General features: G+C 40.8%; 9 protein-coding genes and 1 rRNA gene. 4 read left to right on the plus strand and 6 right to left on the minus strand.

Translation table 11 applies throughout. The features are described 5' to 3' along the window. Positions 1–9: 9 nt before the first annotated feature. Positions 10–1,263 carry an efflux RND transporter periplasmic adaptor subunit gene (locus C7Y70_RS09530; RefSeq protein ID WP_135474670.1) on the minus strand — a complete coding sequence of 418 codons (1,254 nt, stop codon included), beginning with the start codon at positions 1,261–1,263 and terminating at the stop codon, positions 10–12. A 226-nt stretch (positions 1,264–1,489) separates the two neighbouring features. On the opposite strand from C7Y70_RS09530, the gene C7Y70_RS09535 reads away from it, so the two are divergent. Both C7Y70_RS09535 and C7Y70_RS09540 read left to right on the plus strand, forming a co-directional pair. Next, positions 1,490–2,908 carry a sigma-54 dependent transcriptional regulator gene (locus C7Y70_RS09535; protein WP_135474672.1) on the plus strand — a complete coding sequence of 473 codons (1,419 nt, stop codon included), beginning with the start codon at positions 1,490–1,492 and terminating at the stop codon, positions 2,906–2,908. A 2-nt stretch (positions 2,909–2,910) separates the two neighbouring features. Beyond that, positions 2,911–4,227 (plus strand): ATP-binding protein, encoded by a 1,317-nt coding sequence (locus C7Y70_RS09540; RefSeq protein ID WP_135474674.1) that lies wholly within the window; start codon positions 2,911–2,913, stop codon positions 4,225–4,227. Between the two features lie 129 nt (positions 4,228–4,356). On the opposite strand, the gene C7Y70_RS09545 is transcribed toward C7Y70_RS09540, so the two are convergent. Beyond that, the gene (locus C7Y70_RS09545) at positions 4,357–5,637 is read right to left on the minus strand and encodes an acyltransferase family protein (protein WP_135474676.1); all 1,281 of its coding nucleotides are present in this window, start codon (positions 5,635–5,637) and stop codon (positions 4,357–4,359) included. A gap of 184 nt (positions 5,638–5,821) precedes the next feature. Between C7Y70_RS09545 and C7Y70_RS09550 the strand changes: the two genes are divergently transcribed. Together C7Y70_RS09550 and C7Y70_RS09555 are read left to right on the plus strand one after the other, a co-directional pair. Beyond that, complete coding sequence (locus C7Y70_RS09550; protein WP_099295273.1) at positions 5,822–6,685, plus strand: LytTR family DNA-binding domain-containing protein; 864 nt, start codon at positions 5,822–5,824, stop codon at positions 6,683–6,685. A gap of 66 nt (positions 6,686–6,751) precedes the next feature. Further along, entirely contained in the window at positions 6,752–8,029 is a 1,278-nt protein-coding gene (locus tag C7Y70_RS09555; RefSeq protein ID WP_135474678.1) for a LysM peptidoglycan-binding domain-containing protein, read from the plus strand. 47 nt (positions 8,030–8,076) lie between these two features. Here C7Y70_RS09555 and creD read toward each other — a convergent pair whose 3' ends face one another. The 4 genes from creD to rrf all read right to left on the minus strand — a co-directional run bounded on the left by creD (position 8,077) and on the right by rrf (position 12,185). Beyond that, positions 8,077–9,381 (minus strand): cell envelope integrity protein CreD, encoded by a 1,305-nt coding sequence (gene creD, locus C7Y70_RS09560; RefSeq protein WP_135474680.1) that lies wholly within the window; start codon positions 9,379–9,381, stop codon positions 8,077–8,079. Between the two features lie 77 nt (positions 9,382–9,458). Next, the gene (gene creC, locus C7Y70_RS09565) at positions 9,459–10,940 is read right to left on the minus strand and encodes a two-component system sensor histidine kinase CreC (protein ID WP_135474682.1); all 1,482 of its coding nucleotides are present in this window, start codon (positions 10,938–10,940) and stop codon (positions 9,459–9,461) included. Beyond that, positions 10,927–11,607, minus strand: coding sequence for a response regulator (locus C7Y70_RS09570; protein WP_135474684.1), 681 nt, complete (start codon positions 11,605–11,607; stop codon positions 10,927–10,929). Before C7Y70_RS09570 ends, creC begins: the two co-directional genes overlap by 14 nt. A 463-nt stretch (positions 11,608–12,070) precedes the next feature. Beyond that, a 5S ribosomal RNA gene (rrf, locus tag C7Y70_RS09575) occupies positions 12,071–12,185 on the minus strand. Between the last annotated feature and the right edge of the window lie 28 nt (positions 12,186–12,213).

Genomic DNA, 12,213 nt, shown 5'->3' on the forward strand with positions numbered 1-12,213 from the left:
TTATTATCCTTAAAATTGTAATTGCTGTGCTTTGTCAAAGTTGCTGTAGCTTGAGGTAATCACTTGATCCCCAGCATTGAGCCCTTCAAGCACTTCAAAATAGTGTTGATTCTTTTTGCCTAGGCGGATATCACGGCGCACTGCTTTATCACCGCCTTGTTCGATTACATAAACCCAGTTACCGCCCGAGTTAGTAAAAAAAGCCCCGCGTTTAAGCAGTAAGGCATTGTTATTGTCACCCCCTAGCATTAACTCAATATCAATGCTTTGGCCGCGCTTAATGCTTTTAGTGTTACTGGGTAAGTCCACTTCTACTTGAAATTGTGACTGCTGTACGCGGCTATCAATTTTGCTCACTTTTGCATTCACCGTGCCGCTTTCAAGCTCAATCATTACCGCCATGTCACGCTGCACTTGGTTTAAATAAAATTCATCCATGCGCACCACTAATTTATATTCATTAGGAATATCTATTTGGCCTAACCGCGCACCACTGTTTTTAGATTCGCCAATTTCCACATCAAGTTCGCTTAAATAACCCGATACAGGTGCTTTGATTAATAAGTTGTCGAGATTTCGACGCGCAAATTGCAGATTTTTTTCGAGCATTTTAGCGCTGTCTGACAACTGCGCCACTTGCACCTCACGGATTGAATTTTCTTGTTTTTGGCGCTCAAGGGTGAGCTCTTTACGCGCTTGGTAATAATTTAAATCTTCTTCGAGCTCAGCTAGTTGGTCTTGCGCCAATACGCCACTTTTAACCAGAGGTTTAGTTTGTTTTAATCGACGTGTTAAATGAGTTATTTTTAATTCGATTTCTAATAAGTCGCGGCGTAAGTTTAACCGGCTGGTTTCCATCATCATCTGCGTATTACGTAAAAAGTTAAGCTGCTCGGTAACTTGCGCTTCACGGCTCATTACATCAAGTTGTAAGTTAGTGTTGCTTAAGCGCACGAGCGGTTGGCCTTTCTCAACATATTCACCTTGCTCGACTAATCGCTCTTCCACTTGACCACCAGCAATGGTATCGAGATAAATACTGGTTTTTGGCACAACTTGACCGCGTAAGCTTAAGGCATCTTTAAAGGCACCTTGTTTAACCGTGCTAACCGTTAAACCACTACGCTCGATATTTTGGCTACGGCCTGTATCACTGCTTTGCGTAAAACCATATGCAGCCGCAGCAACACCTAAAGTAAGAGCTGCAAAAGTAAATTTTTTAAAATACTTTTGCGTAAATGAGCGTTCTATTTTTTTGTCCATGTCGACTACCTTGATACAGGTTTAATTTAACTAATTACCTATTGTTGTTACAAAGCGTGTGCCAACTTTAATTAACCAGTAAAATCAAGCACTTAACCTCAAGTTAAGTTTTTGAACTAATTATAGTGTCCGTTTATAGAACACTTTGTTATCTTATGAACGTCCATTTATGGACACTGTCCCCTTTTTGTTTTAGGCTAAATAAAACTCTATAAGAATAAAAAACATGAAACACACAGGCTCTCTTCTAATTGTTGATGACAACCCAGACATTCTCATTGCAGCACGTTTATTACTAAAACAGCATTATCAAAGTGTTAAAACCACAGACAATCCATTTAATATTGCAGGCATCATTAACGAGCAACGCAAGCTCGAGCAGCCCGTTGACGTAATACTGCTTGATATGAACTTTACCCAAGACTCAATCAGTGGCAAAGAAGGCTTTTATTGGCTGAAAAAAATTATCGAACAAGACGCTAATATCGTTGTTTTATTAATGACCGCTTACGGCGATATTCAATTAGCCGTAGATGCAATTAAAGCGGGGGCCTCTGATTTTATTGCCAAGCCTTGGCAAAACGAGCAATTACTTGGCGCAGTTGCTGCCGCATTTTCACACGCAAAAGACAAACAGCAAGTGGGCAAATTAACGCGGCAAAAACAAGGGTTAAACCAAGCCTTAAACACGCCTAACTTTGAATTTTTAGGTCAAAGCAATGCGATGCAACAGGTGTTTAGCACCATAGAAAAAGCAGCTCAAACTGATGCCAACATATTAATAACGGGTGAAAGTGGCACAGGGAAGGAGTTGACCGCGCATGCCATTCATCAAGCAAGTATGCGCCACAATCAAACCTTTATGAGTTTAGATATGGGTGCAGTAGCGCAGAATTTGTTTGAAAGTGAACTATTCGGCCACAAAAAAGGCGCGTTTACTGATGCTAAAGCCGATCGCATTGGTAAATTTGAGCTTGCCCACGGTGGCAGTTTATTTTTAGATGAACTGGGTAATTTACCCCTAGAGCATCAAGCCAAATTACTGGCTGCACTGCAAAATAGACAAATAACGCCCGTTGGCAGTAGTAAAGCCGTTGATATTGATATCCGCCTTATTTGCGCCACTAACGACAACCTTGATCAAGCCGTCGCAGAGGGGCGTTTTCGTCAAGATTTATTGTATCGGATAAACACCGTTGAAATTCGCCTTCCTGCATTACGGGAGCGCAGCGATGACATTCCATTATTAGCTAATTACTACCTAAAACACTTTGCGCAAAAATATAAACGCAGCTTAACCATTAGCGATGATGATATGAGTGCGCTTTGCCAATACGCGTGGCCAGGTAATGTGCGAGAGCTTGCCCACGCTATAGAGCGTGCGGTTATTTTAACTGAAGGGGATAAACTCGATATAAGCTCAGTGGTTGGTAATTCAGCATCAGTTAGTACTGACGAGAAAATCCAAAGCACGGAGGTTTTAAACAATGTAGCGCAGTACGACACTTTTGATTTAGACATACTTGAACAACGAACAGTTCGCGCAGCACTTAAGCACCATCAAGGTAATGTTAGTCATGCAGCCAAAGCACTGGGTTTAACCCGCGGTGCCATGTACCGCCGCCTTGAAAAGTATGGGCTATAATTATGCGGGCTAATTTATTGCTTTCGTTTAATATCACCACACTTATAAGTGTAAGTGCGTTGCTTAGCTATGTAGTGCAAAAACATGGTTTTTCAGCGACGACATTGTTAATAATGCTAGTCGCAGCGGCATTAATAGCGCATATTTTTACGCTGTTTAAGCGCCAACAAAAACAAGCTGAAATGGTGATCCGAGCCTTAGCCAATGGCGACAGCACCTTGGGGCTTGGTCAACAACATCCTATGCTTAAGCAATTTGAACAAGTAAAAACGCAAATGCAAACGGCACGTTTTAATGCCGAGCAACAAGCACAGTTTCTACAAGCTTTGCTCATCCATGTTGATTTAGCTGTTATGGTATGTGATGACAACGGCGAGGTGATCGAATCAAATCCAGCCGTCAGTAAGTTACTGGGGAAGAGTTTTCGACATTTACATGAGTTAGGGGCTGTAGGTGAGTTAATCTTAAACGCCAGTCATAATCTTCGCAGCACCTCCTACTGGCAAAATGGCGAGCAGCACGACACCCTCTCAATTCAACTTAGTATCGCCGAAATTCAAGGTAAAGTTCGCCGTGTAGTGAGCCTACAATCAATTCACGACCAGTTACAACTTAAAGAACAACAAGCGTATAAACGCTTAACTAAAGTGCTCACTCACGAAATTGCTAACTCTATTACGCCACTTTCATCGCTAGCTGATACTTGTAGCAATTTACTGCCACAAGAGCTATGTTTTGATGAGCTTGAAGATAAACAAGACTTACAACTTGCGCTAAACACGTTAGCATCAAGAACCGCTCATTTAGGGGATTTTATTGCTCGTTTTCGCCAAGTTAGCAGCTTACCTAAACCCAATTTAACACCGGCAAATTTAGCCGATATGCTAACGCGTATTGTCGCTTTACATCAACAACAAGCACGCTTTCAACACACCCATATTGAACTGTCGATTAAAAATCAGCAGTTAGTCATGCTTGATAGCAGCCAAATAGAACAGGTATTAGTAAACTTAATAAAAAATGCACTTGAAGTACTACAGAGTAACCAAAAGTACAGCGCAGAGAATGCCGCTCAACCAAGGATCGAAATTAGCTTGGCGCAAAACACTAGCCAGCAACTTTATATAGAAATCAACGACAACGGCCCAGGTATCAGTGAGCATGTGATAGATATGATCTTCGTGCCATTTTTTACCACCAAGCAACAAGGCTCCGGCATTGGCCTTAGCCTCTCTCGGCAAATAATGCTCAACCACGGTGGTGATTTAATTTATGTACCAAAACCACAAGGCGCCTGCTTTAGGTGTGTATTTGGTTGAGTGTAGAACGCCATTTAAGGTGACGACTTATTAGCATTGGCACTTTCGCGCTAAAGCACGACCTACAAAATTGCACGGCATGTCTCGTAGGTCGTCGTTTCAGCGATAGTTAATTTGCAATACAGATAATTAAATCAACCTAAAGATCAGCGGGCTTACCAATATTAGCCCGCAACCAAAGCCCACTTTAACTTGCCAAGCTTTATATTTACCTGTGACTTTAATCCCTACCAGTGGGCTTAATAAGTCGATACGGCGCGCAGCAATAAACACCAGCCAACAAATAATGAAAGTGAGGCTGAGTATAAGTAATGGCTCCACAAAACCACCTAATTGCAGCTTCGACAAATAAAACGCAAGGCCAATAATTACACTTTGATGCAATAAATAAAAAGGGAATACTGCACAGTTTAATAAAGCCAATTTAGGGTGATCATGATTCAAAAAGCGTTGTGCTAGTGCCAGCATTAACAACACACCCACTAATCGTTGCGCAGTATATAGCATATCAATACTAGTAATTTGCCATTGGCTAGCAGCAGGGTTTTGCCAAATCGTGTTGTAACACTGCACAACAACTATATAACCTAAAGTGAATACCACGAATAGCACTCGCCAATGGCGAAGTAGCTGGCTATAAAATGTAGGCTGCCAAGCAAGCAAGTAACCATAAAGTAAGAACAGCGCGCCTATGGGGTATCTAAATGTGTCGCTTGGCCAGCTGAGTTTTAAAATACACAGCGGCAATAGCAATACAATAAAAATAGTCAATAACGAGCGCCCACATAAACGCGCGATTATTGCTTGCACTGTAGTGTAGTGAAGCAACGGCAGCACTAACACCAGCAATAAAGTAAATTGCCATAAAGAACGTAAGTACCAAAGGTGATTCACATCGACATGAGGCCAAATCCCAGCTTGATAGCGCTCGAATAAAGGATTGGTTAAATCAAAGAACTGGCTGTAAAACTGCCAAAAGCCCATAGCTAAACTGGCTTCTTGGCTCATTTGCGCATAAAGCTGAATAGGCACAATAAACCAAATGCCAAACAATAAAGGCAGTAATATTTTTACACTTCGTGTAGTTAAAAACATACCTAGACTAAAGCGCACAACAATAAAGCGCAGCGCCACACCTGAAATAAACCAAATTAATCCCATCCGCCATGGCGACAATAAAAGCATGATGTTTTCAATACCGCTGGATAAGTACTGACTTTTAAAATGAAAGCCCCAGTTTTCACTGTATAACATACCGGTGTGATAAAAAATTAATAAGCCAAAGGCAAGTACTCTCAGCCAATCTAAATCATAACGGCGAGATGGCAACTCTTCGCCTTGGTTAAACACATTTAACCAAGGTTTTAATAGCGTACGTGTTGTATTTTTAATGACTATTTTAAGATTCATAGGAGATTTAACTTACGATTAATTAATAACAACTATGGACAACACACTGTGTTAAGCAATTACAAAAGGCTTATAAAACAGTCAATAGGGATAAACGGTGGATATCAGGGATGATATAAACTTGGTGTTTTATCACTCTCTTGCTAGTCTAATTGCGGTCTTTTAAAGAGTTACAATAATAATGATCACTTTATCGCACTTTCAGCGCTATCAAACTTGGTACGCGGCTTTATTTTTATGTAGTTATATTTTTATAAACAACACCATTAATGCCAGCTCAAATATTATGGAAGCCCAACGTGATGGCGCACTTCCTTTTATGATCTGGGAGCCCTTTGTATGGGAATACTCGAGTGCTATTGGCACTTTATTATTGTTTCCGGCTTTAGTTTGGTTACTAAAAGCTAAGCCCTTTAATTGGCAAAAAATCTCTCATTCAATATTACTGTACTTAGTAGCGAGCATTGCTTTTTCGTTATTACATATTGGTATTATGGTCGCTATCCGCAAACTCATTTACACCGTGCAGGGTATGCAATATGACTTTGGGTTAGTGTGGTTTGAGTTACTTTATGAATACCGCAAAGATTTGTGGGGATTCTTATTTTTGATTATTGTTATTAAAACCTATCAATATGTCGTGAGCCAATTAACAGGTGAAGCAGCCCCGATCAGTCAAGGCGAAGATACTGCTGAACATGTAAGCTTAGACAGGCTACTGGTAAAAAAGCTGGGAAAAGAATTTATTGTTCGCGTAGCAGAAGTAGATTGGCTTGAATCAAATGGCAATTATGTAAATCTACATATTGGCGCTCGAATTTACCCTTTTCGTGCAACCATGACACAACTTATAACTCAGTTAGAGCCACAAGGGTTTTGCCGCATTCACCGTTCTCATGCGATTAGATTAGACGCGGTTGAATCAATCACGCCATTAGCAAGTGGCGATAGTGAAGTAAAACTTACAACAGGAAAAGTACTTAACTTATCGCGTCGCTATAAAGAACAGTTTAAACAATACTTAAATTCAGCCACCGCACATTTTTAGCTCACCCTATGTTAAGCTTAACGGCTTTAGTTTAGCTGCATTTATATTTTCGGAGTAGTTTAGTACGTGTTTGTAAATCGATTTATCCGCATTCTACCGCTGGTTATTATTTTATCTGGCTGTGAAACCACGCTCAACGCCCCCCCCCCTGAGCCTAAAAAAACTACAACGCTGCCAACTCCCGTTGTAAAAAATGAGACCGAAGAGGTTAAAGAGCATATTCCACCTATCAGTGCACAAGCACTAGACGATGTATGGGGTCGCATTAAGGCGCAGCTGTCATTTGCTGATTCCAGCCACCCGGCGGTGCAAAAACGCATTGCATGGTACTTAACTCATCCAAATTATATGGATGAAATTAGCCGCCGAGCCGAACCTTACCTTTATTATATTGTAAACGAAGTCGAAAAACGCGGGTTACCCATTGAGTTGGCATTAATGCCGTTGATTGAAAGTGACTTTGATGCCAGTGCGTACTCACATAAACATGCCTCTGGGTTGTGGCAACTAACGCCTGCTATTGCTAAATATTTTAAAGTGCAAATATCCCCTTGGTATGACGGACGTCAAGACGTAATAGACAGTACCCGAGCTGCGTTGGATTTTATGGAATATTTACACAAGCGGTTTGATGGTGACTGGTACCACGCAATTGCGGCTTATAATGTAGGTGAAGGCAGAGTGTTAAGAGCCATCAATAATAATAAAAAGCAAGGTAAGCCCACCGACTTTTTTAGTTTAAAACTGCCTAAACAAACCAGCCAATATGTGCCAAAGCTCCTTGCAGCAGCACAACTTTTAAAAAGTAATAAAATGGTCTTTCCACCCATCAGCAATCAACAGACTATAGTAGCCTTACCCGTCTCTGGTGCAGTTATTTTAGATAACCAAGAAGAATGGCGGTCATTAGAGGGGTTAAACCATGGCGTTATCCGCTTTCCTGCGGTCATTGATGCACCTCACATTGTTGTGCCAGCGAGTAAACAAGCCGAATTTAAGAGTATGTTGGCTAATCAAAAAGAAAATGATTACAGCCAATGGCAGCATTACACAATTCAACCGGGGGATAGTTTAAGCGTGATTGCAAAACGTTATGCAATCAGCGTTAAACAGCTAAAAGCGTTTAATAATTTGAAGACTGATCGCATCCGCGCTGGTAAGAAATTAATACTGCCGATGCTGGCCGATCAACAGGTAGAACACTTAGTAAAGTCAGGCGAAAGTTTATGGAAAATAGCCAAACGCTACAACGTCAGCATTACCAAGCTAAAACAATGGAATAACCTGTCGCGAGATCGTTTGCAAATAGGTGAGAAGTTAACGGTGTTTTTATCTAATAGTTAAGTGAAAGGGGGCTGGCAAAGCTGTCAGCCCCTTTCAATTAGGTGGTTTTAGTCTGTTTCATCGTCTTGCGCGTGCCTGCCGTACCAGTTTACTCTGCGCGTCAACATCATTATTAAACTGAGTACCACGAACACCAGTACACTGCCCATTAATAATGCGTAATCCTCTGCACTGAGTAATCCGTATAAAAGACTATAGAGAAATAACACTCCACATAAGAATAGCCCTCCATGTTTGCTATTTTTAAGCATACCCGCAACATAAACACTCAATAGAATTGCTGATGCAAGCGCCGATAATAAATACGCAATATTAAAGCCCAAGTGCTCACTAAGTGAAATCAGTAGTAAATAAAATACCGCTAAAGCAAGCCCTACAAAACCATACTGTACAGGGTGTATTGGCTCATCACGCAGTACCTCGAGCAGAAAGAAACTCGCAAAAATAAGTACAATAACCAAGATGGCATAATTACTTGCTCGATAATTTTTAAGGTAGTGATTAACACTATCGACTAAATTAACTCCCATGTTACGTTGCTTGAACAAGGTGCACTCATTACGAAATAAACATTGGTTAAATAGCTCTTTTAAATTGGTCGCAAAGTAATTGGTTTGCCAACTCGCAGAAAAGTCCCGTGCCGAAATTGATGACTCGATAGGCAGGTAATCCCCTACAAAACTTGGGTGTGGCCAATCGGCTTGCATTGTCAATGAGCTGTTTTTACCAACCGGTGCAAATGAAAGTTGACGCATACCTTGCAGGTTTAAGCCTATTTGATACGGCACTACCTCACTTTTGCGAATGGTTTCATAATCAAGCTCTACACGAATCCCTTGTGGTAACTGATCTAGCTGGGTACCGGGGAGTAATTCATAACTTCGCTCGTTAACATTAATGTGTGATCCTTGTCCTATCCCTCGGATATCAGAAATGGCTAAAATAAGGTTGAGGCGCTTTATCTTTTTGTCCGCTAAGACAGCTAATGCACTCGTTTTAAACCGCCCTTCAAATTGGTTCTGTGAGCGATATAACAACGCTTTATAAATACCACGGTACTTTTCAAATGTTGCTAGATTACTACTGACATTGAGCGATTCAGGTAAAAGCGTCATATTCATCAATTGCTCGCTCGTTTTACCATCAACCGTAACTGTTTCTAGGTACTGAGCATGAATAAATGGGCCAATAACCTGCTGTTCATCACTGCTACTCTTAGCTATATCAGGCTGAACTTGCTGCTGCAATTCTGATCGCTCATCAATTAGGTTTTGGATCATAAAGATAGGGATCAATAACAACACGATAAGCCCTATTATTATGATCAGTTTGGTTTCTATTTTTTGTTTCACTGTTATGTACTCCATCTATTACATAAGCATAGAGTAACGAAGCTATATGGATTTGCTGAGGTGCTTAGATGGAGCTTTTATGGAGTAGGCATATTTATATGAACACGGACGCCATTTTTAGTATTTTTTATGTTGAGCTGCCCTTTATGTAATTTAACGACCTGCTCAACGAAGTTTAGGCCTAATCCAGTGCTTTTTTTACCATTGGCTCTAGGTAGTGAATAAAACCGTTCTGTGATGCGTTCAAGGGCATAATCTGGGATACAAGGCCCCGTGTTATCAATATAGATTTGAACATAGGATGGCGCTTGTATTACCTGAATGTGAATCTCTCCCCCCTCGTTGATAAAGTCCAATGCGTTATCAAAAATATTGTATAGCGCTTGTTGAATTAGAAATACATCTCCTAAACACACACTGCTAGGGTCGCAGCTAATTACTACTTGTACATTTTGCGTTGTGGTTCTGGCAATAAAAGAATCTTTAATTGCTTCAAATAAAGGTTTTACAAACACCTTCTTTCGCTGTTCAAGTTCAGGAAGCTGCTCTAATTTGGTAAGCGTAAGCAGCTTATCTATTAGCTGCTGCATTCTCACTGTTTCAGACTCAATATTATTTGCAAATAACTGTTTTTTATCTGTGCTTAGGGGAGACTGTAAAATCTCGCTTGCACCTTTAATTGCAGATAGAGGGCTTTTTAATTCATGAGTTAGTGTTTGAACATAATGCTCAACGTAACGTTTGCCATCTAACTGATTGCGCATTTTTTCTAGCGCATCACTTAACAAGCTATATTCATAAAAAACTCTAAACCTTGGTTTAGATGCTTTTTCACCTCGCCCCATTTTATCCGCATAGTTTGCCAGCTTATATAAGGCACCATTGATTCGCCAGGCAATCAATGCTCCAACCATTAATGCCAAAATACTCATCACGACTAACCAACTTAATACACGGTACTTAGACATATTTATAAAAGGTTGTACAGAGCGATTGGGCTTAGCCACAGTGACTGATCCAATAATATTACCATTATCGATTATGGGCGCAGCAACATGCATGACGGTTGAAAGTGGGTCATCTTGAGCAGTTGCGGTTGAGCGAGCACCGTACTCTCCCCGTAATGTGAGATAAACATCATTCCATTGTGAAAAATCTTTTCCTATATCTTGCTGCCAAGAATCAACAACAACGATTCCCGCAGCATCCGTAATATATATACGGTGATTTGTCCCTTGTTTATTTACCCCCCAGATTTTTGCATTTGGTTGCCTGCTGCCATATGAGTTAACCACATTAGTAAAGTGACTCTGTGACAGCGTACCACGAGCTAAATCATCTCGCGCCATCACTGCAAGCAAATTAGCCATATCAACCAAGGTTTCCTCGGTAACCTGACGAACCGTGGGCTTAATCTCGCGCATAACCGTTGAACTAACTAAGTAAGTCGTTAGTATCACGAGGATAAAATAAAGCAAAAACAATCTCAGCCCAAGCGGGATTTTAGGCCAACGCTTTAAGCGAGCTAATGAATGCGTGGAGCGTTTAAATAGGTTCATAAAAATAACCAAAGCCTCGCTTAGTATGAATCATGGGCTCATGACATACAGCGCGTAATTTATTTCTAATGGCTTTGATATGACTATCAACATTGCGGCTATATACACTGTCTTGGCATAGTTGTGCTGATGATAGCAGTTGCTCTCGAGAGAATACCTGCTTAGGGGATAACACTAGCTTATCAAGCAATTTAAACTCTAAAGCCGTTAAATTTAACGGGGTGTTATTGAAGTAGTAATCAAAATTATTACTGTACAGACCTGATTGCTCAGTAGAAGTATTTATTTGTGTTTCTCTGACAGTATAAGGCTTTAAACGAAGTTTAACGCGAGTAAGCATTTCTCGAGGGCTAAAGGGTTTAGTGACATAGTCATCTGCGCCAATCTCTAATCCAACAACGCGATCGATTTCATCGTTACGCGCCGTTAAGAAGATGATGGGTAAAGAAGAAAATTCGCGAACTTGCTTACATAGCTCAAAACCATTTGCATCAGGTAAACCAACGTCTAAAATCAGTAAATCTATCTGTGTAGCTTTAATATAACTAAGACCAGCCCCTGCGGTATCGAACCAAACGACGCTAAAGCCATCCATCTCGAGCGTATGAATCAAGGTGTCTGCAATTGCTTTTTCGTCTTCAATGATCACTATCTGCGCCGTTGCCATACAACTTATTCCTTTACTACAACCTAATAAACACGCTTATAGTTACAGTAAGTAACAAGTCAGTCAATATCCTTTATAAAGATGCTCTTTGAGCACAATGAAGTGGTTAGACGCTTTATTTAAAATCGAGGTGAAAAGTTTCACAGCCTAAGGTCCCCTAGCTATTTTACTTCTCTGCAGATACAAAAAGCCATGGTGCGCTATGCAATAGGATGACCTAGTGCCCACAGCGGTAGAGAGACATACAACAAAAAGGAAGCGCAAGCTCTTTTAAATGTGTACTTTGTGCTCAGAGATGATCGTGACGTTCTTTATCCGCGGGTTTCGTGATACTCAACCCACGCTACGGTGTATAGGTTGACGCTGTGCAGCTGATAGCTGACGGCTTAAAGCTGAAAGCTCTTCTTTATTCCAGACAACAAAAAACCCGCTACATTGCTGTAACGGGTTTCTCTTATTTGGAGCCTGGTAATGACCTACTTTCACATAACAAATGCTACACTATCATCGGCGCTGTTTCGTTTCACTACTGAGTTCGGCATGGGGTCAGGTGGGTCCAAAACGCTATTGTCACCAAGCAAATTTGGTGTAAGTTCGATTTAATCA

The organism is Pseudoalteromonas sp. KS88, from assembly GCF_004766475.1.
In the GTDB taxonomy this organism is placed as follows: Bacteria; Pseudomonadota; Gammaproteobacteria; order Enterobacterales; family Alteromonadaceae; genus Pseudoalteromonas.

What these genes read in the sequence shown, in the direction of transcription:
- creC (WP_135474682.1), bottom strand. Translation starts at nt 10,940, where the DNA reads ATGAACCTATTTAAACGCTCCACGCATTCATTAGCTCGCTTAAAGCGT.
- C7Y70_RS09530 (WP_135474670.1), bottom strand. Translation starts at nt 1,263, where the DNA reads ATGGACAAAAAAATAGAACGCTCATTTACGCAAAAGTATTTTAAAAAA.
- C7Y70_RS09570 (WP_135474684.1), bottom strand. Translation starts at nt 11,607, where the DNA reads ATGGCAACGGCGCAGATAGTGATCATTGAAGACGAAAAAGCAATTGCA.
- C7Y70_RS09535 (WP_135474672.1), top strand. Translation starts at nt 1,490, where the DNA reads ATGAAACACACAGGCTCTCTTCTAATTGTTGATGACAACCCAGACATT.
- C7Y70_RS09540 (WP_135474674.1), top strand. Translation starts at nt 2,911, where the DNA reads ATGCGGGCTAATTTATTGCTTTCGTTTAATATCACCACACTTATAAGT.
- C7Y70_RS09545 (WP_135474676.1), bottom strand. Translation starts at nt 5,637, where the DNA reads ATGAATCTTAAAATAGTCATTAAAAATACAACACGTACGCTATTAAAA.